Origin of the sequence: Microbispora sp. NPDC049125 (genome assembly GCF_040802045.1) — a bacterium.
GTDB lineage: Bacteria > Actinomycetota > Actinomycetes > Streptosporangiales > Streptosporangiaceae > Microbispora.
The window spans coordinates 46270-66651 of sequence record NZ_JBEZDW010000036.1; the positions used below are offsets into that span (position 1 = coordinate 46270).

The 20382-nt window shown below is 70.1% G+C and carries 22 protein-coding genes and 1 tRNA gene; 16 read left to right on the top strand and 7 right to left on the bottom strand.

Annotated elements, in window-relative coordinates; all coding sequences use genetic code 11:
• Positions 1-7 precede the first annotated feature (7 nt).
• Positions 8-583: a 5-formyltetrahydrofolate cyclo-ligase gene (locus AB0B72_RS31685; protein WP_367742937.1), complete on the bottom strand. Its 576-nt coding sequence runs from the start codon at positions 581-583 to the stop codon at positions 8-10.
• 42 nt (positions 584-625) lie between these two features.
• Between AB0B72_RS31685 and galU the strand changes: the two genes are divergently transcribed.
• The 7 genes from galU (at position 626) to AB0B72_RS31720 (ending at position 5403) form a co-directional block, all read left to right on the top strand.
• Complete coding sequence (gene galU / locus AB0B72_RS31690) at positions 626-1531, top strand: UTP--glucose-1-phosphate uridylyltransferase GalU (protein WP_367742938.1); 906 nt, start codon at positions 626-628, stop codon at positions 1529-1531.
• Between the two features lie 4 nt (positions 1532-1535).
• Entirely contained in the window at positions 1536-2720 is a 1185-nt protein-coding gene (gene glp / locus AB0B72_RS31695) for a gephyrin-like molybdotransferase Glp (RefSeq protein WP_367742939.1), read from the top strand.
• Positions 2717-3184 (top strand): cyclic pyranopterin monophosphate synthase MoaC, encoded by a 468-nt coding sequence (moaC, locus tag AB0B72_RS31700; protein ID WP_367742940.1) that lies wholly within the window; start codon positions 2717-2719, stop codon positions 3182-3184. The genes glp and moaC overlap by 4 nt, the downstream gene beginning before the upstream one ends.
• A 31-nt stretch (positions 3185-3215) precedes the next feature.
• Complete coding sequence (locus AB0B72_RS31705; RefSeq protein WP_367742941.1) at positions 3216-3692, top strand: molybdenum cofactor biosynthesis protein B; 477 nt, start codon at positions 3216-3218, stop codon at positions 3690-3692.
• 63 nt (positions 3693-3755) lie between these two features.
• Complete coding sequence (locus AB0B72_RS31710) at positions 3756-4400, top strand: GNAT family N-acetyltransferase (protein ID WP_367742942.1); 645 nt, start codon at positions 3756-3758, stop codon at positions 4398-4400.
• Positions 4401-4580: 180 nt separating this feature from the next.
• Positions 4581-5276 (top strand): hypothetical protein, encoded by a 696-nt coding sequence (locus tag AB0B72_RS31715; protein WP_367742943.1) that lies wholly within the window; start codon positions 4581-4583, stop codon positions 5274-5276.
• A 50-nt stretch (positions 5277-5326) separates the two neighbouring features.
• Positions 5327-5403 (top strand) — tRNA-Ala (locus tag AB0B72_RS31720).
• A gap of 103 nt (positions 5404-5506) precedes the next feature.
• On the opposite strand, the gene xerC is transcribed toward AB0B72_RS31720, so the two are convergent.
• Positions 5507-6343, bottom strand: a complete 837-nt coding sequence (gene xerC / locus AB0B72_RS31725) for a tyrosine recombinase XerC (RefSeq protein ID WP_367742944.1) — start codon at positions 6341-6343, stop codon at positions 5507-5509.
• Positions 6344-6418: 75 nt separating this feature from the next.
• On the opposite strand from xerC, the gene AB0B72_RS31730 reads away from it, so the two are divergent.
• Positions 6419-7282: a hypothetical protein gene (locus AB0B72_RS31730; protein ID WP_367742945.1), complete on the top strand. Its 864-nt coding sequence runs from the start codon at positions 6419-6421 to the stop codon at positions 7280-7282.
• Positions 7283-7873: 591 nt separating this feature from the next.
• Here AB0B72_RS31730 and AB0B72_RS31735 read toward each other — a convergent pair.
• Positions 7874-8512 (bottom strand): TetR/AcrR family transcriptional regulator, encoded by a 639-nt coding sequence (locus AB0B72_RS31735; protein ID WP_367742946.1) that lies wholly within the window; start codon positions 8510-8512, stop codon positions 7874-7876.
• A gap of 122 nt (positions 8513-8634) precedes the next feature.
• On the opposite strand from AB0B72_RS31735, the gene AB0B72_RS31740 reads away from it, so the two are divergent.
• On the top strand, positions 8635-9369 hold the full coding sequence (locus AB0B72_RS31740; RefSeq protein WP_367742947.1) for an SDR family NAD(P)-dependent oxidoreductase: 735 nt from the start codon (positions 8635-8637) through the stop codon (positions 9367-9369).
• Positions 9370-9409: 40 nt separating this feature from the next.
• Entirely contained in the window at positions 9410-10033 is a 624-nt protein-coding gene (locus tag AB0B72_RS31745; protein ID WP_367742948.1) for an NADPH-dependent F420 reductase, read from the top strand.
• 78 nt (positions 10034-10111) lie between these two features.
• Here AB0B72_RS31745 and AB0B72_RS31750 read toward each other — a convergent pair whose 3' ends face one another.
• Positions 10112-10768, bottom strand: a complete 657-nt coding sequence (locus tag AB0B72_RS31750) for a TetR/AcrR family transcriptional regulator C-terminal domain-containing protein (protein WP_367742949.1) — start codon at positions 10766-10768, stop codon at positions 10112-10114.
• 170 nt (positions 10769-10938) lie between these two features.
• Here AB0B72_RS31750 and AB0B72_RS31755 point away from each other — a divergent pair, with 170 nt between their 5' ends.
• The 3 genes from AB0B72_RS31755 (at position 10939) to AB0B72_RS31765 (ending at position 13256) form a co-directional block, all read left to right on the top strand.
• A complete protein-coding gene (locus AB0B72_RS31755; protein ID WP_367742951.1) occupies positions 10939-11784 on the top strand; it encodes an alpha/beta fold hydrolase in 846 nt (281 codons plus the stop codon).
• A 29-nt stretch (positions 11785-11813) separates the two neighbouring features.
• Positions 11814-12023 carry a DUF4287 domain-containing protein gene (locus AB0B72_RS31760; RefSeq protein ID WP_367742952.1) on the top strand — a complete coding sequence of 70 codons (210 nt, stop codon included), beginning with the start codon at positions 11814-11816 and terminating at the stop codon, positions 12021-12023.
• A gap of 246 nt (positions 12024-12269) precedes the next feature.
• Positions 12270-13256: an acyl-ACP desaturase gene (locus AB0B72_RS31765; RefSeq protein ID WP_367742953.1), complete on the top strand. Its 987-nt coding sequence runs from the start codon at positions 12270-12272 to the stop codon at positions 13254-13256.
• Here AB0B72_RS31765 and AB0B72_RS31770 read toward each other — a convergent pair.
• Both AB0B72_RS31770 and AB0B72_RS31775 read right to left on the bottom strand, forming a co-directional pair.
• Positions 13241-14455 carry a hypothetical protein gene (locus AB0B72_RS31770; RefSeq protein ID WP_367742954.1) on the bottom strand — a complete coding sequence of 405 codons (1215 nt, stop codon included), beginning with the start codon at positions 14453-14455 and terminating at the stop codon, positions 13241-13243. The two genes, AB0B72_RS31765 and AB0B72_RS31770, sit on opposite strands and share 16 nt — an antisense overlap.
• Positions 14452-14985, bottom strand: a complete 534-nt coding sequence (locus AB0B72_RS31775; protein ID WP_367742955.1) for a SigE family RNA polymerase sigma factor — start codon at positions 14983-14985, stop codon at positions 14452-14454. Before AB0B72_RS31775 ends, AB0B72_RS31770 begins: the two co-directional genes overlap by 4 nt.
• Positions 14986-15254: 269 nt before the next feature.
• Between AB0B72_RS31775 and AB0B72_RS31780 the strand changes: the two genes are divergently transcribed.
• The 3 genes from AB0B72_RS31780 (at position 15255) to AB0B72_RS31790 (ending at position 19019) form a co-directional block, all read left to right on the top strand.
• A complete protein-coding gene (locus AB0B72_RS31780; protein ID WP_367742956.1) occupies positions 15255-17684 on the top strand; it encodes a glycoside hydrolase family 44 protein in 2430 nt (809 codons plus the stop codon).
• A gap of 27 nt (positions 17685-17711) precedes the next feature.
• Entirely contained in the window at positions 17712-18320 is a 609-nt protein-coding gene (locus AB0B72_RS31785) for a GNAT family N-acetyltransferase (RefSeq protein ID WP_367742957.1), read from the top strand.
• Positions 18321-18452: 132 nt separating this feature from the next.
• Positions 18453-19019 carry a hypothetical protein gene (locus AB0B72_RS31790; RefSeq protein WP_367742958.1) on the top strand — a complete coding sequence of 189 codons (567 nt, stop codon included), beginning with the start codon at positions 18453-18455 and terminating at the stop codon, positions 19017-19019.
• Positions 19020-19064: 45 nt separating this feature from the next.
• Here AB0B72_RS31790 and AB0B72_RS31795 read toward each other — a convergent pair whose 3' ends face one another.
• Entirely contained in the window at positions 19065-20363 is a 1299-nt protein-coding gene (locus AB0B72_RS31795; protein ID WP_367742959.1) for a hypothetical protein, read from the bottom strand.
• Positions 20364-20382: the final 19 nt, after the last annotated feature.

Consider the following 20382-nt stretch of genomic DNA (forward strand, 5'->3'; position numbering starts at 1 on the left):
AATCTTGTCACAAATGCACCAAGCGAACGATGCCGCTGGGCAGGGCCGCGAAGCGTACGCGCTGGTCATGGGCCTCCGCCGGCACGCCTTCGATCAGCTCGCCCTCGTGGAGGAGCGCGACCGTCGGCACGTTCGGCCCGACGCGGGCGAGCGCCCGGTCGTAGAAGCCCTTGCCCCGGCCGAGCCGTATCCCTGTCGACCTGTCGGCGGCGAGGGCGGGCACCAGGACAAGCGCGGCCGTGCGGATCGCGTTCACCCCCCGCCGGGTGTCCACCGGCTCAAGCATGCCGTTGGGCCCCGGGGCCAGCGAGTCAGGCCCGTCGTACACCGCCCAGTCGAGGTCGCCGTCCGGCCGCTGCACGGGGAGGATCACAGTCGCGCCGTGTTTCCACAGCGCGAAGACGAGCCCCTGGGTCGAGGGCTCGCTGCCTACGGACCAGTAGCAGGCCACCAGCCCCGCCATCTGCACCCACGGCTGGTCCAGCAGCAGCTCGCGGATGGTGGCCGACGACTCTCGCAGGGTCCCGGAGTCCAGCCGTGAGCGGGCTTCCAAGATCCGCCGGCGCAGGTGTGTCTTGTCCACAGGCCGCTCCGTGTCCACAGGCCGCTCCGTTACTGTTCAACCATGGCTGACTTCGCTCCCGTGACCAAAGCCGTGGTGCCCGCCGCCGGCCTCGGCACCAGGTTCCTGCCCGCGACGAAGGCGACTCCGAAGGAGATGCTGCCGATCGTCGACAAACCGGCCATCCAGTATGTGGTCGAGGAGGCGGTGTCCGCCGGGTTGCTCGACGTCCTCATGGTGACCGGCCGCAACAAGCGCTCCATCGAGGATCACTTCGACGTAGCGTACGAGCTGGAGGACGCGCTCCGCGCCAAGGGGGACGAGAAGCGGCTGTCCCAGGTCAAGGAGCCGGTTGACCTGGCCACCATGCACTACGTGCGGCAGGGGGCGCCGAAGGGGCTCGGCCACGCGGTCCTGTGCGCGAAGCAGCACGTCGGGGACGAGCCGTTCGCGTGCCTGCTCGGCGACGACATCATCGACCCGCGCGACGCGCTGCTCAAGCGGATGATCGACGTGCGCGCGACGTACGGCGGCAGCGTGATCGCGCTGATGGAGGTGCCGCGCGAGCACGTCTCCCTGTACGGCGCCGCCGCGATCCAGCCGACCGATGAGGACGACGTCGTCCGCGTCACCGACCTCGTGGAGAAGCCGCCGGCCGACGAGGCCCCCTCGAACTGGGCGATCATCGGCCGTTACGTGATAGACCCCGCGGTGTTCTCCGTGCTGGAGAACACGGCGCCGGGACGCGGCGGCGAGATCCAGCTCACCGACGCCCTGCGCACCCTGGCCGCGTCCGGGCCGGACGAGGGCGGCCCGGTCCACGGCGTCCTGTTCCGTGGCCGCCGCTACGACACGGGCAACAAGCTCGAATACCTCCAGACCGTCGTGCAGTTCGCGGCCAACCGCGAGGATCTCGCCCCGGAGTTCCTGCCGTGGCTGCGCGAATTCCTCGACCGGACCGGGGCCTGATGCGATGAAGCCCGTTGACCGGCACCTGGCCGACATCCTCGCCGCGGTGCGGCCGCTCACCCCGTTCGAGGTGGAGCTCGAGGCGGCACTCGGCGCGGTGCTGGCCGAGGACGTGGCCTCGCCCGTGCCGCTGCCGCCGTTCGACAACTCGGCCATGGACGGATACGCCGTACGCGCCGGCGACGTGGCCGCGGCTCCCGTCACGCTGCCGGTGATCGGGGACGTGGCGGCGGGGGACGGCAGGCTGCTCGCCATCGGCCCTGGGCTGGTCACGCGCATCATGACCGGCGCGCCGCTGCCCGCCGGGGCCGACGCCGTCGTGCCGGTCGAATGGACGGACGGCGGCACCGTCCACGTCCGGATCGACCGCCCTGCGGCGCTCGGCAACGCGATCCGCCGGGCCGGGGAGGACGTGAACGCCGGCGACGTCGTGCTCCGTGAAGGCACCCGGATCGGCGCCGCCCAGCTGGGCATCCTGGCCGGCGTCGGCCGGCGCCGCGTGCGCGTACGGCCACGGCCGCGCGTCGTGGTGCTGTCGACCGGTGCCGAGCTCGCCGAGCCGGGCACTCCGCTCGGGCCGGGACGAATCTGGGAGTCCAACAGCTTCATGCTGGCCGCTGCCGTGCGGGAGGCGGGCGGTGAGGGGTTCCGCGCCGGAGCGGTCACCGACGACCCCAAGGAGTTCCTCGACATGCTGGAGGCCCAGCTCCTCCGGGCGGACGCCGTGATCACCAGTGGCGGGGTGTCCATGGGTGCGTACGAGCCGGTCAAGGAGGCTCTGGGCCCCCTCGGCACGGTCGCGTTCGAGAAGGTCGCCATGCAGCCGGGCATGCCGCAGGGCTTCGGGACGGTCGGCCCGGACTCCGTGCCGATCTTCACGCTGCCGGGCAACCCGGTGTCGTCGTTCGTGTCGTTCGTGCTGTTCGTCAAGCCGGCCCTGCGCAAGATGCAGGGGCTGCCCGCCGGGCCGCAGGCCACCGTCCGGGCGACCACGGCCGCATCGCTTCGATCGCCCTCGGGCAGGCGGTCGTACCTGCGCGCCGTCCTGGACGGCGGCACCGTCGCGCCCGTGCGCGGGCAGGGCTCGCACCAGCTCGCGGCCCTGGCGGCGGCGAACGCGCTGATCGTGGTCCCCGAGGACGTCACCGAGCTGCCCGAGGGGGCCGAGGTGGAGGTGATCTCGCTGTGAAGCTGACCCACATCGACGAGTCGGGCGCCGCGCGCATGGTCGACGTGTCGGGTAAGGACGTCAGTGCCCGTACGGCCACGGCGACCGGCCGCGTCCTGCTGTCGCCCGAGGCCGTGGCCGTGCTGCGCTCCGGCGACGTCCCGAAGGGGGACGCCCTCGGCGTGGCGAGGATCGCGGGGATCATGGGCGCCAAACGCACCCCCGACCTGGTGCCGCTCTGCCACCCGATCGCCCTGCACGGTGTGAAGGTGGAGCTGTCCGTGGTCGACGAGGGGGTGGAGATCTCCGCCCGGGTCCGTACGGCGGACCGCACGGGTGTGGAGATGGAGGCGCTGACCGCGGTGACGGTGGCCGCGCTCGCCCTCATCGACATGATCAAGGCGGTGGACCCCGCGGCCGTCATCACCGACGTGAGGGTCGAGGAGAAGACCGGCGGCAAGACCGGCCACTGGAGCCGGGGCTGAGCCGCCGGAGCGGACTGAGAGGAGCGCGCGGGTGCGGGCTTTGGTGATCACCGTCTCCAACAGGGCGTCCGCGGGGGTCTACGAGGACCGCTCCGGGCCGCTGCTGGCCGGCCTGTTGTCCGAGGCCGGATGTGACCAGGTCGACGGCCCGAGGGTCGTGCCGGACGGCGAGCCGGTGGAGGCGGCGCTGCGCGCGGGAGTCGCCGGGGGATACGAGGTCATCGTCACCACGGGCGGCACCGGCGTCACCCCTCTCGACCTGACGCCGGAGATGACCCGCCGCGTCATCGAGCGGGAGATCCCCGGCATCGCCGAGGCCGTCCGCCAGGTCAACAGGGAGAAGGTGCCGACCTCGATCCTGTCCCGCGGGCTCGCCGGGCAGGCGGGCTCCACGTTGATCGTGAACCTTCCCGGATCGTCGGGGGGAGTCAGGGACGGCATGGCCGTGCTGGCGCCCATCCTGGGGCACGTCGTGGACCAGATCCACGGCGGCGACCACGCGGGCTGACCCATGCGGGTGCGATGCGGCCCCACGTGGCGCGTTGACCGTCTTCCGGTGGATGATTGACGGATGGATCGACTACGTGGCTGGCCGGCGACTCTGGTCGAGGGACCAGTGGGGCTGCGACCGCTGCGACTGCGCGACGTACGGGAGTGGCGTGACACCCGCCTGCGCAACGCCGAATGGCTGCGCCCCTGGGAGCCCAGCAACCCCGAGACCCCCCTGTTCAGGACCGGGCTGGGGCCGTACGTCTCCATGGTCGGCACGCTGCGCCGCGAGGCCCGCCAGGGGCTCGCCATGCCGTGGGTCGTCACGTACGACGGGGCGTTCGCCGGGCAGCTCACGGTCGGCGCGATCGTGTGGGGGTCGGCCCGCAGCGCCCAGGTGGGGTACTGGATCGACGGCACCCTCGCCGGCCGCGGGATCATCCCGACGGCCCTGGCCATGGCGGTGGACCACTGCTTCTTCACCACCGGTTTACACCGTGTGGAGGCGAACATCCGCCCGGAGAACCACGCCAGCCGCCGGGTCGTGGAGAAGCTCGGCTTCCGCGAAGAGGGCGTACGCAGGCGCCAGCTCCACATCGACGGCGCGTGGCGCGACCACATCTGTTACGCGCTGACGGTCGAGGACGTGCCGCGCGGGCTGCTCGTCCAGTGGCGCCGCACCCTGGGCGGCTCGGCCGCCCGGAGAAGCGAGCCGAGCCCGGGTTAATCGTGGCCCTCTCCGGGGAGGCTCCTCGGGATCGAATTACATGAACAGCTTTGACGATCTCGCGACACACCGGACCGAATGCTCGTCAATCAGTGACACGCAGTCCTACGGTGCGTGACGTGAGCACCTCTCCGCCGACATGGGTCCCCGGACGTGTTCACCATGCCCGGAGGTGGCCGCATGGGTAGCGCCATCCTCTATTTGGCCATCGTGGTCATGTGGCTCAGCGTCCTGCTGCCCATGTGGCTGCGGCGTGACCGGCACAACGACGACGACGCGTACGAGGAGCAGCCCGCCGGCGTCCCGGTCTCCGGCGATGCGTCCGAGGAAGCGTCCGACGAGGCTTCCGACGAGGCTTCCGAGGCCGACACGATCGTCGACGGGCCCGCTAAGGACCGCTCCAATGAGGAGCCTGTGGGGGACGGCGGCACGACCGCGGGCGACGGACCCGTGGCGGCCGGCTCCGGCGATGCTCCGGCGAGCGTGGATGCACCCGCCCGGCCGGTCCGTACCAAGGGGCGGCGCCGTGCCCGCGTGGTCGCGCGCCGTCGCAGGCGTCTGCTGTGGAGCATCCTGCTCGTCCTCGCCTCCGTGGTGACCGCCGCCGTCCGGGTGGCGCCCTGGTGGGCCGTGGCGCCGTCCGGCGTGCTTCTCGTGGGCTATCTCGCCGTGCTGCGCGTCGCCGTACGCGTGGACAGGGAGCAGCGGGACAGGGCCGCCCGGGCCCGGGCCGAGCATCTGCGCCGCCAGCGGGAGCGCCGCCGCGCCATGGCGGCGCTCAAGGCGCGGGAGGCGGAGATCATCCAGTTCGAGGCGCGCAAGCGTGTCCAGGTGTTCGACCAGTACGCCGACGGCCGCCGGGCCGTCGGAGACTGAGCCGGATGGCGCGAGGACCTCCCAGAGTTTGCTAATCTGGTCGAGTCGTTGGGGCTATAGCGCAGTCCGGTAGCGCACTTCGTTCGCATCGAAGGGGTCTGGGGTTCAAATCCCCATAGCTCCACCAACGTAGTTGCAGGTGAGAAGGGGTTTCGGAGAGTTCTCCGGAGCCCCTTTTCCGATCTTGAGGGTCCTTGGGAGCCAAACGGGGAGCCACCTCACCCGGACTTCTACCTCTTCTTGCTACCGCCGAAGAGCGCATTCATGGTTCCGGCACCCTTGGTGATCACCGGCTTGAGCTGGTGCCGGTAGACCTGCTCCGTAACCCTGGTGCCCGCGTGCCCGACGAGATCGGCGATGGTCTCGATGGGAACGCCGTTGTCACTCATGATCGAGACGAAGGAGTGACGCAGCTCGCGGGGAGTCCACTCGTCTCCGAGACCAGCTTTCTTGGTGATCCCCCGGAAGGCTCTCCGCACGTTGTGGGCGTCCAAAGGGGTCCCGACAGCGGTGCAGAAGGCGAGGCCGTGATCCTGCCAGAGTTCGCCCGCCTTGAGCCGCTGAGCGGCTTGCCGCGCGTGGTGCTGGCGTAGCGCGTCGATGGCCTGTCGCGGTAACTCCAGCGTGCGCCGCGACTTCCGGGTCTTTGTGTCGCCCCCGACGCGATCCGCACGCCAGACGTAGATCGCGAACCGCTTATGATCGAAACCGACATTGGCGACCGGCCGCCATCCATCGACCTTGTCCACCCACGCCACGACGTGATCCCACCGGAGGGCGCGGGCCTCCTCGGTACGGATACCGGTCATGAGACTGAGTAGCACGTAGGCGTGCAGGGACGAGGACTCGGCGGCCGTCAGCAGAGCTTTGGCCTGAGCGAGGGTGAGGGCCTTGCTGGGGCGTCCCGCTTTACCCTTCGGTGTGGTGACCAGTTCGGCCACGTTCCTCAGCACCATGTCGCGGGCCTGAGCCTGCCGGATGGCCCGCTTGAGATCAATAACGTATGCCCCATGCGAGGTCGAACCGGAAGAAATCGGAAGGCGGGCGTTGCAAGGCTGCGCCACCATGCGGACTTGCTCCCGCCATCCCCAGGTGCGGAGTTGGTGAGGGCGGCGACAGGTCCCGAGGGAGAACTGGTCGTCGTGTGGGCGTCACAGGAGAACGCCGATGCGCTGGCCGCACGGACTATCCAACCAGGTTGGGCGTCTTTTCCGGATTCACGTACGGCCGCGCCCGTCTCGATGCATGTCGTCACGTACCGTCCCCATCCGGCGACGACGGTGTCCATCGCCGAGCAGTCACTCGCGCACATTCATGTCCAGCCGCTGCCGGACGGGGGTGTGCTCTTGGTGGGCGCGCGGTGCCGTTGGAGTGACGGGACGGCCGAGTCCAACGCCGCGATTTACACCGCCGACGGCGAGCTCGTGCGGGAGGGGGTGCTGGGAGACGGAATCGAAGACGTGCAGACGACCTCTTCCGGCGACATATGGGTCAGCTACTTTGACGAAGGGGTGTACGGCAACTACGGATGGGGCGGTCCAGGTCCCGAGCCCATCGGCTCTCCCGGATTGATCCGCTTCACGCCTGACCTGGGCGTCGCATGGCGTTACCCGTATGACGGCGAGTTCGGTGCGATCTCCGACTGCTACGCGCTGAACGTGGCGGGGGAGGGGGTGTGGGCCTACTACTACACCGACTTCCCGATCGTGCGGATCCGATCTGCCGTGGTCGCCGGCTGGTCCACGGAGGTGCACGGCGCTCATGCGCTCGTCGTCGCCGATGGCCGAGTCGTTCTCGTCGGCGGCTATGGCGAAGACCGGCACCGGCTGGTTGCTGGGAGCATTCAAGGCGAAGCCCTTTCGACGGATCGCCCCGCACGGCTGGTGATGCCTAACGGGCGACCGGTTCCGAGAACAGCGACTGTGTTGGGTCGAGGCAGCGAACTTCATGTCGTCGTGGGGCAGAGCTGGCTGAAGCTCGGTTTCGAGGAACTCGCGACAGGATGAGTGACCAATTGAGTGACAACCGCTGCGATCGACAGTGAGCGTCCGCGAACCACAACGGCCGTTGGATGCGGGCTGAGCAGCAGATCTGCGCATCATGCGGTCACGTCGCATCGAAGGGGTCTGGGGTTCAAATCCCCATAGCTCCACAACGAATTTGTAGGGGAGAAGGGGTCTCGGAGGTTCCTCCGGGGGCCCTTTTCCGATCTTGGGGTCCTGGGAAGTCGAACGGGGAGCCACCTTAGGCGGACTTACCCGGCACCTGGATCCGCCTACGGTTGCGGGCGCTCGTCTGGGAGTCCCGGTGATCGACAACTGGGACGCTCGGGTTCGGCAACGCCGGTCGGTCGACGCTCACCGGAACAAATTTGAACCGGATGCCGTCGAGTACCCACCTTCCGGGCGCACGGCTCGTCGCCGACATCGGCGGAGCGGACGGCGGCGTTCTGATCCGGTTGCTCACCGCCGCGCCGGAACGCCGCGGCATCGCGCGTCTCCGGAATCGGTCATCGAAGCGATGCCGCGGTAGATGACGAGCAGTCGGCGGCAGCCGTCGTGGTCGCGATCAGGTGACGAAGCGTCAGCGGGTCGTCATCAACCACCGATCGGAACGGGGGCGGACGCCGGAGCTCCGCGGTCATCGCTGGACTGCTCGGAAGGCGCAGCCGGGATGGCGTTGTCGATGAGCACGGCGGCGATGGCGGCGGCGGTGGGGAAGGAATCGTGGTTGAGGACTCGGGTGCGGGCGGCGGCGCCGTCGATGAGCAGCGCTAGTTGTTCGCCGAGTTGCTCGGGATTGCGGGCGCCGGCTTCGCGGGCGGTTTCGGTGAGTCGCGCGGCGATGGCGGTCTTGTAGTCGCGTGCGTACCGGGAGGCGGGGTGCTCGGGGTCGTGGAGTTCCACGGCCGCCGCGATGTAGGGGCAGAGGGGCGTGGACGCGGGCATGGCGAAGGCGGCGAGAAGTCGTTCTCGCGGCGAGAGGTCGGCGCGGTCGAACACTCCTGGCATGACGTCGGGATCGAACCGGCGCAGGTATTCGGCTACCAGTTCGTCCTTGCTGGCGAAATGCTGGTAGGCCGTCCGCTTGGACACCTGGGCCGCGGCGCAGACCTCGTTCATGCCGGTGCGGTTGATGCCTTGATCGCGGAAGAGCTGCTGTGACGCGCTGAGGATGCGCTCGCGTGCGCCACGGCCGCGGCGCCGGCCCCGAGGGCCCTTCTCGAACTCCGTCATGTCCCTAGCATAGGCCGTTTGGTACCGACCGGTTTACATAGCTTGCGGCAGCGTCGACCGTCAGGTACGTTACGTAAACAGATCGGTGTACTTAATAGACTCGCCAACTCAACGGAGTGATCATGGGAAAGCTCGATGGCAAGGTAGCGGTGATCACTGGTGGATCCGCCGGGATGGCGCTGGCCGGTGCCGAAGTGTTCGTCGAGGAAGGCGCTTACGTCTTCATTCAGGCCCGGCGGCAGGAAGCACTCGACGACGCCGTCAAGCTGATCGGTCGCAACGTCACCGCCGTCCAGGGCGACGCGTCCGAGCTCGACGATCTGGACCGCCTGTTCGACACCGTCAAACGGGAAAAGGGCTCGATCGACGTGCTCTGGGCGAGTGCCGGGATGGGCGAGGCCGCTGTTCTCGGCGAGATCACCGTGGAGCAGTTCGATCGCGCGTTCTCGCTCAACGCGCGCGGGACGCTGTTCACCGTGCAGAAGGCGCTGCCGCTGATCAACGACCAAGGCTCGATCTTCATGACCGGATCGAACGCCTCACTCGGTGCCTTCCCCGGCTGGAGCCTCTATGCGGGAAGCAAAGCCGTCCAGCAGGCCTGGGCCCGCGTCTGGCTCAACGAGCTGCGCGACCGCAAGATCCGCGTCAACGTCCTGACCCCTGGCCAGGTCGCCACCGCCAAACAGGAAGAACTGTTCGACGAGGAAACCAAGGCCGCATTCGAGTCGCTCATCCCGCGAGGAAAGATGGGCAGCCCCGAGGAAATCGCCACCATCGCCCTGTTCCTCGCCTCCGACGACTCCCGATACGTCAACGGACTGGAACTGGTCGCCGACGGCGGCGTCACCGCCATCTGACTCACACGCGAGACCTTGGGAACAGGAAGAGGACAGTCTCATGAGCACCATCACCTTCATCGGCACCGGCAACATGGCCCGTACGATCGGCACGCTCGCGGTGGCGGGCGGCAACACGGTCGAGGTCATGGGCCGCGATCAGTCCAAGGCCGATGCCCTGGCCAAGGTTCTGGGCGGCGGTACGACGGCGGGTAGGTGGGGCGCCGTCCCGGCCGGGGACATCGTCATCACTTCCCTGTTGTACGGAGCTGTCGTGCCGGTGGTCGCCGCGTACGGGGATGCCCTCGCAGGCAAGACGATCGTCGACATCAGCAACCCGTTCAACGCTACGTTCGACGGGCTGGCCCACAGTGAGCAGACCTCGGTCGCGCAGGAGGTCGCCAAGGTGGCGCCGGCCGGCGCGAGCGTGGTGAAGGCGTTCAACACCATCTTCCGTGGCGTCCTGGAGAACGGGCGGCCCAACGTGTTCTTCGCCGGCGACGACGCGCAGGCCAAGGCGGGATTTGCGGCGTTCGTCGAGAGCCTCGGGTTGCGCCCTCTGGACGTCGGTGGTTTGAAGATGGCGCACTGGCTGGAAGGTATGGGTGTGGTCACGATGGGCCTTGCCGGTAACGGGCTCGGCCATTGGGACTTCGCTCTCGGCGTCAACGAGTTCCAGGGCTGAACTCACGGCAGATCACCGAAATCCGCTGATGTTGGCTAAGTGAGTGACTACGGCTCTTTGACGATTTCGTCCATCGCCTCAGGGGTTTGTCTGCTGCGGTGTGTCCGGTAGTGGTCGGCGGTAGGCGGCGAGGAAGGCGCGGACGCCGGTAACGGCGTAATGGTCGAGGTCGGCCTCGGTGTGCTGAGGGCTGCCGTGGAACATGGCCTTGTTGACCGGGATCCACAGCAACAGGCCGGAGAAGTGATTGGCGGCCAGGAGCGGTTCGTCGCAACGGAGCAGTCCGTGGCCGGTGAGGCGCTCGAAGGTGGCCGCCAGCGTGGCCAGGACCCGCTCGAAGCCCTGCTCGTACCAGCTGGCGCCCAGGCCGGGGAAGGCGTCGGCGTTGGCGATGACCAGGCGCCGCAGCTGAAGGACCTGTGGCTGGGTGAGGGCGTTCAGGAACTGGCAGGCGAGACGGGTCAGGTTCTCTTCCAGGGTGTCGGCGTCGGCAGGGATGCCGGTTACCAGGTCGATCATGCCGTCGATGCGGTCGGCGGTAGCCAGGACGATCTCGGCGAACAGCTTCTCCTTGTCGGCGAAGTGCTTGTAGACAGTCTGCTTCGACACCGCGGCCAGTTTCGCGATGTCGTCCATGCTGGTGCCGGCGTAGCCCTGCTCCATGAACGCCTTGGTCGCTGCCTCCGTGATCGCCTGGCGTTTGCGCGCGGACCGGCCTTGTTCCTTCGCTTCCATGTCACCTTCCGAGATCGGTACTGGACGGTCCAGTTTGCAGTCTTGGTTTCTTTGTGAGTACTGTACCGTCCAGTTCTGGCCGGTACCACACCGTCTAGTTCTCGCAAGGGCGGTGGAGACCCCTACCCGCCCGCCTGACCTACTCCGCTGACCAAGAACGGAAGACAGCGATGAACAACGTCCAGACCGAGGTCGAGACCAAGACGCTGCGGGTGCCCGGCGCGCGCCTGCACTATGAGGTCCGCGGAACCGGGCCGCTGCTGCTGATGATCCCCGGTGCACCCGGCGACGCAGGGGCGCTGGCCGGGCTGGGGGCATGCCTGGCCGATCGCTACACCGTCGTCACCTACGACCAGCGCGGTCTGTCGCGCAGCGCCCTGACGGAACCGCCCGCCGACCAGGACGTCGCGGTCTTCGGCGACGACGCTCACCGCCTGCTGACCGTCCTGGGTGATGAGCCGGCCTACGTGTTGGGCAACAGCGGCGGCGCGCTCACCGCCTTGGACCTGGCGGCACGCCACCCCGAACAGGTACGCGCCCTGGTCGTGCACGAGCCGCCCCTCCCCGAACTGCTGCCCGACCGCGACCACTGGCGTGCGGTGTTCCAGGACGTGTACGACACCTACCGCGACCAGGGCGCGGGCGCGGCGATGGGCAAGTTCGTCGTCACCGTCACCGGCGCCGACGCCGCGCCCCCGGCGATGCCCGACCCTTCCCAGATGCCGCCTGAGGCGCTGGAGATGATGGGCCGCATCCAGGGCAACCTCGACCACTTCCTGGCCCGCATCCTGCTGCCCGTGCTGCGTTTCACCCCCGACATCGCCGCGCTGCGCTCCGGCCCCGTGCCGGTCGCCGTCGGCATCGGAACCGCTTCGGGAGACGGCGTTCCCGCCTTGTCGGCGCGGGTGCTGGCCGAACGGCTCGGCGTCGAGCCGCTCGCCTTCCCCGGCGACCACCAGGGTCTGGCGATCGACGCCGCGGCCTGCGCCGAGATCATCCACGCGGCCCTCGCCTGACTTCCATCAGCAGAACGGAGCTCCAGAGCATGACCACGCCGTCCAAGGGCAACCCCGCCAGCTACTTTCCCGCGATCGAGACCAAGTACGGGCGCCCCGTCCAGGACTGGATCGACCTCATCGACTCCTCGCCCCTGACCAAGCACATGGAACTCGTCGGCTGGCTCAAGACCGAGCATGGCCTCGGACATGGCCACGCCAACGCCCTGGTCGCCCACGTCCTCGGCAACAGGAAGTAGGCCAAATGGCCCCGTCCCGTGAGCACCGGCGCCCTCTGCCTCTCACGGGACGGGGTTGGACGCCGCCCTGAGCTGCCCGCGTGCCGATGCGATCCGGGCGAGGTAACCGGCCTGACGGCATCCCGCACGATGCGGCCGGCTCCGGAGTGGTCTGAGGCTCCCGGGGCGGCGTGGGTAACGGCCCAGACGGGGCAACTTACGCTAACGTAGGTTACGTAACCGTAGGTTCGTACGTTCGGGGGTCACATGCCGATCAAGTCTCGCCCGCTCACCCAGACGGAGCTTCTCCTGGAGCTCGAGCCCGTGGTGGGCCGGGAGCTGGACCGGCATCTCGCGGTGGCCAAGGAGTGGTTCCCGCACGAGTACGTCCCCTGGAGCGAGGGCCGGACGTTCGACGGAGTGCTGGAAGGCGAGGCCTGGTCGCCGGAGGACTCCTCGATCCCCGAGCCCGCCCGTGTCTCGCTCGTCGTCAACCTCCTGACCGAGGACAACCTGCCGAGCTACCACCACGAGATCGCCACGACCTTCGGCAGGGACGGCGCCTGGGGCACGTGGGTGCACCGGTGGACCGCGGAGGAGGGGCGGCACGGGGTCGCCATCCGCGACTACCTCACCGTCACCCGGGCCGTCGACCCGGTCGCTCTGGAGCGGGCCCGGATGAGCCACATGGGCAACGGCTTCGCCACCGAGTACGACGGCATGCTCCGGCAACTGGCGTACGTCTCGTTCCAGGAGCTGGCCACCCGGATCGCGCACCGGAACACCGGGAAGGCGTCGGGCGATCCGGCCTGCGAGAGGCTGCTCGCGCGAGTCGCCGCCGACGAGAACCTCCACATGATCTTCTACCGGAACCTGCTCGCCGCCGCGTTCGAGCTGGCCCCGTCGCAGACCATGCGGGCGGTGACCGACGTCGTGACGTCGTTCCAGATGCCGGGCCAGGGCATGGAGGGCTTCGCCCGCAAGTCCGTGACGATCGCCATGGCCGGCATCTACGACCTGCGGCAGCACTCCGACGACGTGCTGCTCCCGGTGCTGCGGCAGTGGAAGGCGTTCGACATCGAGGGGCTCGACGCCGAGGGAGAGCAGGCCCGCGAGGAGCTGTCGGCCTTCCTCTCCCAGCTCGACGCGGCCGCCTCCCGCTTCGAGGAGCGGCGGGAGGCCCGGCGCGCGAGGGCCGAAGCCTCATCGGGCCCGGCCCCCACCTCCGCCGCGCGGCCTCACAGCAGGCCGTAGGCCACGCTCAGCCGCTCGGGCTGCGCGGTGAGCCCGACCACCTGATGGGTCTCGCCGGTGTCGGCGTTCACCCTGTAGACGCCCCGGCGCTCGTACCGCATGCCGACCAGGACCGTGGCGGCGTCGCGCCATCCCAGCAGCTCGGCCTCGCCCATGACCTGCTGGAACCGGGGGAGAGCGTGCCGGCGGGTCATGGCTCCGCGCGCCACGTCGAAGGTCGTGAGCTCCGGCACGTACACGTGGTGGCCGCGGTCGTCCGGGGGCCTGTCAGGCCAGAGCAGGGCGGCCAGCCTGGTGCCGTCCGCCGCCACCGCGGTATTGCCGGGATGGCGGGAGAAGACGCTGCTCCGCTCGATCTCGCCGATCGGGAGCCTCCTTCGTACGGCGCCGTCGTCGCCGACCAGCAGAAGCGAGCCGCGGCCCACCTCCGTGGCGTACGCGTCGTACATGGGGATCGGTGCGTCGCCGGCCGGGAGCCCCAGGACGCAGCAGTGCAGCGGCAGCGTGACGGTGGCCATCGTCTTCAGGTCCACCAGCCTGGCCGCCAGCGTGGTGGGTCGGTCGTCGTCGGCTGGATCGAAGCTCACGCTCAGCCGGCGGCCGTCCGGCGACCAGGCGATATGAGCGGTGACCTCGCGGAGGTCGGCGCGCTTCACGGCGAAGGGGCTCTCCACGCCGCCCCTCGCAAGATCGCGGATGACGAACCGGCCGTCAGAGCGGAAGTAGGCGACGCGCCGCCCGTCGGCGGCCACCGCCAGGGCCCCCTGGTGTTCGAGCGATCCGTCGCGGACCTCGGGTGCGATCGCGTCGTCGACGCGGAACTGCCGCATGTCCGTCGTGACCAGCCGCCACTGCGAGCACGCCTGCCATCGGGGGCCGGCCCCCGGGCAGGTGACCGTGTAGGCCATCATCACCGCAGGCACGCCCCGCGCGGGCAGCGGCTCCGGCGTGCGCCCCATGGACGTGACCGTCTGCGTGGCGCCGAGCCGCATGGTGCCCTCCCGCTCTCCTCCGCCGGACAGCACGCCGTTCGCCACCAGGACGATCACCGAGACGAGCGCCGCCGTGACCGTCGCGCCCGGAGCGGCGAACAGCCCCAGCCGCCGCCGTCTCGCTCGCGCGATCGCGCGCTCCGCCATGCCGCCGACCGGCGGCCCCTGCTCGGCGATCTCCCCAAGGGCTTGCCTGAACCCTGTCATCGCTCACCCCCAAGGATCATCGGAGCCGCCTCCGGCAGCAGTTCGCCGAGCTCGGGCGCCAGGAGCCGGAGCCGTTGGAGGGCGTGGTGGGTCTGGCTCTTCACGGTGCCGACCGAGCAGCCCAGAAGGCGGGCCGTCTCCGCCTCGCTGCGGTCCTCGTAGAACCGCAGCACGAGCACCGCCCGCTGCTTCACGGTCAGCCGCCGAAGGGCCTGCTCGATCAGCATGCGGCGTACGGCCGCGTCCTGGAGATCGCCCGCGGCCGTCCTTTCCGGCAGCTCGGCCTGAGGCAGCTCGTGGTTCCTGCGCACCCGGCGCCAGGAGACGAACTCGCGATACAGGGCGGTCCGCGCGTACGCCTCGGGATTGCCGTCGAGCTCGATGTGCCGCCACCGCGTCGCCATCTTCGTCAACACGGTCTGCAGCAGATCCTCCGCCTGGTGCCGGCCACCCGTCAGCAGATACGCGGTGCCCATGAGCGCGGGACCGCGAACGGTCACGAACTCCCGGAAACCTTCGTAGCGATCCACCACACCTCCTCGCTGCACATACGAGCCGGTGCGCCGCATCGGTTGGAACCGTCCGCCGGCTCATCCGATCGTCATGTGCCGGCCCTGGCAAGGCGGACGGTGAAAATTGCAGACCCGTCGCGGGTGTCCGGCCAGCTCACCGCGGCCGGAGGCTGTCGTACGGCGGCCCGGCTCTTGTCCCTGACAAGGCGCTGGGCGAGGGTGTGCGCCGGATGGTAAAGCTGCCCGGCACGAGTCCACGACGTCTGATGGACCGCGAAAGGACACCTGTGCGCACCAGACTCCTCCCGCTCGCGCTCACCGCGTCCCTGATCGCGGGGACGGGCGCCGTGATGGCGGCCCCAACGCCGGCCCTGGCCGCCGACGGCCCGCAGCTCACGGTCGACTCCACGGCGGGCAGGCATCCCATCAGCCCCTACATCTACGGCATGAACTTCGCCGACGAGGCCCTCGCCGAGGAGCTGGCTCTGCCCGTACGGCGCTGGGGCGGCAACGCGACGACCCGCTACAACTACCTGTACGACACCAGCAACCGGGCCTCCGACTGGTTCTTCGAGAACATCGCCGAGACGAACGACGATCCGTCCCAACTGCCCGACGGGTCGACTGTGGACAAGTTCGTCGAGCAGGACCGGCGTACGGACACGCAGACGGTGCTGACCGTGCCCCTGATCGGATGGGTCCCGAAGGGACGCGACGCGTCGTGCGGCTTCTCGGTCGCCAAGTACGGCCCGCAGCAGCAGACGGACCAGTGGCGGCCCGACTGCGGCAACGGGATCAGGACCGACGGCACGCGGATCACCGGCAACGACCCCCACGACACCAGCGTCGAGGCCGGTCCGGAGTACGTACGCGACTGGCTGGGCCACCTGACCGGCAAGTTCGGCACGGCCGCCAAGGGCGGGGTCCGGTTCTACGACCTCGACAACGAGCCCGACATCTGGCACGGCACCCACCGGGACGTCCATCCCGAGGGGGCGAGCTCCGTCGAGCTGCGCGACCGGGGGTACCTCATCGGCGCGGCGATCAAGGAGGCCGACCCGGGGGCGAAGACCCTCGGGCCGGTCGGCTGGGGCTGGTCCTCGTGGGACTACTCCGGCCTCGACCAGGAGACCTGCGGGCGCACGAACTGCTGGTCGGACCCGCCCGACAAGGCCGTCCGCGGCGGCCTGCCCTTCGCCGCGTGGTACCTGCGCCAGATGAAGGCGTACCAAGACCAGCACGACCTGCGCGTCCTCGACTACTTCGACATGCACTTCTACCCGCAGGCGTCCGGCGTGGCGTTCGGCCGGGGCGGCGACCCGGCCACCGACGCGCTGCGGCTGCGCTCCACGCGGGCGCTGTGGGACCCCACGTACACCGACGAGAGCTGGATCAACACCCCGGTCCGCCTGGTGCCGAGGATGAAGGATCTGGTCGCGGCCGAGTACCCGGGCACGGGCACCGCGATCACCGAGTACAACTGGGGCGCGCTCGACCACATCAACGGCGCCCTCACCCAGGCCGACATCCTGGGCATCTTCGGCAGGGAGGGGCTGGATCTCGCCACCCTGTGGTCGCCGCCCTCGGCGTCCCAGCCCGGCGCGTACGCCTTCCGCATGTACCTGAACTACGACGGCGACGGCGGCCGCTTCGGAGACGTCGCCGTCAGCGGCGTCAGCGCCGACCAGGGCAAGCTGTCCGTGTACGGGGCCGAGCGGTCGGCCGACGGCGCGCTGACCGTGATGGTGGTCAACAAGAGCGGCACGGAGCTCACCAGCCCGGTCACGATCAAGGGCCGCTCCGGAGGCGCCGCCGAGGTTTACCGGTACGGCGCGGCCTCGTTGAGCGAGATCGTCCACGCCCCCGGCCAGCCCATCACGCGAACCGGCTCCGACGGCACCTTCACCCACACCTTCCCGGCCGACTCGATCACGCTCTTCGTGATCCCGGAGGCCGCCGCCGACACCACGCCGCCGACGGCCCCCGGCACGCCGGTCGCCTCCGCGATCACCAACCGGAGCGCCACCCTCACCTGGCTGCCGTCCACCGACGACACCGGCGTCACGGCGTACGAGGTGTGGGCCCAGGCCGGGGGCGACCCGTCCAAGGTGGCGACGGTCACCGGGACGACCGCGACGATCTCCAGCCTGAGCCCGGCCACGCGGTACGCCTTCACGGTCCGGGCGGCGGACGCGGCGGGCAACGTGTCGCCGCCGTCCCCGGCGGTGACGGTGACGACCCTGCCGGACCCGAACCCGCTGCAGCTGGCCGCCCGCCATCGCAACCTGGACACCTCGGCGACGGACAACGCGATCAAGCCGGGCCTCCAGGTGGCGAACACGGGGGCCCGGCCGGTCGCGCTCAGCCGGGTCACCCTGCGCTACTGGTTCACCAGGGACGGCGGGCCGAGCACGGTCAACGTCTGGTGTGACTGGGCGAAGGCCGGATGCGGCGCCGTGACCAGGCGTGTCGTGCCGCTCGCGACGGCCCGTCCCAAGGCGGACGCCTATCTCGAGGTCGGCTTCACCGCCGCCGCCGGGAGCCTGAACCCGGGGCAGACGACCGGCGACATCCAGCTCCGCATGAGCAAGGCGGACTGGTCGGCGTTCGAGGAGACCGGCGACCACAGCTGGGCGGCCCCCGCGCCCGCGTACGCGGACAACCCTCGCGTGACCGTTTACATCGACGGCGCGAGGGTCGCGGGCACCGAGCCCTGACGCGTCCCGGGCCGGCGGGAAAACCCTTTGCGCACCCGGTCGCGTGAGGTGAGCATCGGCAGGGTGGAGATCCTGCTCGAAACAGCCCGCCTGGCGCTGCGCCGCCTGACCGAGGCGGATGTGGACGACCTCGTCGCGCTGGACGACGACCCGCGGGTCATGCGCTTCATCACCGGCGGCCTGCATACCCCGCCCGAGGTGGTGCGCGGCGAGTTCCTCCCGAGTGTCCTCCGCTACTACGAACGGGGGCACGGGCTGGGCTTCTGGGCGGTCGTCGAACGGCGGAGCGGGAGCTTCCTCGGGTGGCTGGAGTTCCGCCCGGTGCGGTACGACGACCCCGCGGAGGTCGAGCTGGGCTACCGCCTGCGCCACTCTGCCTGGGGCAGGGGCTACGCGGCCGAGGGGGCGCGTGCGCTGATCGACAGGGGGTTCGGCGAGCTGGGCGTGCGACGGGTCTTCGCCACGACCATGACGGTGAACACCGCCTCCCGCCGTGTGATGGACAAGTGCGGGCTGACGTTCGTCCGCACCTTCTTCCAGGACTGGCCGTACGCCATCGAGGGCTCCGAGCAGGGGGACGTCGAATACGAGCTGCTCAAGGCCGACTGGGAGCGGCGCGGCCGGCACGCGGGCTGAGGCGAGGCCCCGGATCGTTCCGCCGTACGGCACGCACAGTGATGACGAAATTTCCTGACATGGGGATATTTGCGGCCACTAGTCTGTGCACTCGTGATCGGACTCGGACGAGCGACGGGGAAGGGCGAGGGCATGCGGGTTGCCACGGTGCTGGCGGGGACGGCGGTGGCGATGCTCGCCGCCGGAGGGTGCAGCGGTGACAAGCCGGCCTCACCGGCAGGAGGGCGGCCGGCCTCGGGGGCGGCGGCCTCCGCGGTGCCCTCCCAGGCGTCCGGCGACACGCTCGCGCTCGGCAAGGTCGTCGCAGGCGGCAGGCCGAAGGCCGGGGTGCGGGTGTTCGCCGTCGCCTGGCCCAAGAGCGCGGTGCTCGACAAGGTCAAGGAAGGGGACGACGTCCCGACCAAGGTCGTCGCCCAGGGCGTCACCGACGCGGGCGGGCTGTTCCGGCTGACGCTCAAGCCGTCCGCCATCGACCCCCTCTACGTCGAGGACGGCGGCGAGGTCCAGATCGACCTCGCCGTGGACAGCGCCGACGGGCCCTCGTGGGAGTACACCGCCATCCAGGGCGAGAAGGGGTGGTCGACCGCCGACGGCGACCCGGGTGAGGACCACCCCCTGGAGGCCGAGCTGGAGGTCGACCCGGGCTCCGGCGAGCTCACCGTCAAGCGGCTCGACACGGCCGCCGCCGCGCAGGGATAGCGCACCCCGCGGCCGCCCTGACACGCCGGACCGGCGGACCGGCGTTCAGCCGAGGCCGGCGTACTGGCGGGGGCGCAGGGCCTGGGCGCGAAGGGCGGCCAGCGCCGCCGAACGGCCCGCCTCGGTGAGCCGCCACGGCGAGCCGGGCGAGCAGCCGGCCCGCAGGCCAAGGGCGTCGAGGCGGCGCTGGAGCTCCCAGAGCGGGCCGGCGAGGTCGACCACCGTCACCTGGCCGCCCGCGGCCGTGCGCCAGCCCTCGCCGTTCACGACCTCCGCCACCTGGTCGCGCAGCGTGGCGTACGGCACGGCGCCGCCGTCGACCAGGAACATCAGCGCGGACTCGCGGATCGAGACCTCGAAGTCGTGCTCGCCCTTGGCGGGAGTGAGCAGGGCCGCCGTGGCGGGGCCCCACAGGGAGCGGGGGTGGTCAAGCAGCATGCGTCCGGTGGGCGTGAGCACGAGCTTCCTGCCGCTGCGGCGCAGCGCCCCGATCTGCCCGACCGCGATCTCCTTGAGCGCGGACAGCGGGGGGACGTCGCCTTCGCCGCGCACGGAACGGGCCGCCTCCGCGTCCCAGCCGAACCGGTCAGCGGCCTCCGCGGCCACCGCGCGGGACAGGTTGAGCCGCTCGGTGAGGCGGACTCCGCCGCGGCCGAGCTCCAGCAGCCAGCGCAGCGGCTCCAGGTGCGGCTCCTCGGGGGCCGGGATGGGGGCGTGCAGCCGCACCTCGAAGGGCTGGGCCAGCTCCCGCCTGGCGCTGCCGCGCCCGAGCACCCAGCGGTTCAGCCGCTCGCCGTGCACGCGGTTCAGCCAGCAGTCGCCGCCCAGCTCCGGCCGGGCGGCGGTGAGCCAGCGCCGGGTGAGCTCGGTGCGGTCGACGGGATCGCCCGCCATGATCGCGAGTTCAAGTGCGGCCGCGCAGGCGACGTGGGCCCCGAGCTCCTCCGGGCCCATGATCGAGCTCCAGGACAGCTCGCCGATGTCCGGGGGAAGCACCCCCGTCGTCTCAAGCTCCTGGTGGTAGGCGGCGGACCCGGCCTCCTCGCCCTCCCGGGCGTAGGTGCGCAGGATGCGGATCGTGGCGGGGGAGTCGCACAGGGCGGCGTACCGTTCCATGCCTCCGAGCCTGAGCAGTGCCCCGAGGGCCCGCGCGATGGCCGGCTGGTCGCCCGGCACCTTGATCGGCAGCGTGTACCAGAGGAACTCGCAGACGTCGAGCTGGCTGATGGTCTCCAGCGCCTCCCCGCCGGCGAGCCACTCGACCGCCACTCGGGCGGATTCGGCGACGTCCGGCTCGGAGCGTTCGAGCTCGGCCAGCAGGGCGGCCACGTCAGGTGCGGGCATGACCCGCAGTCTGCCGTAT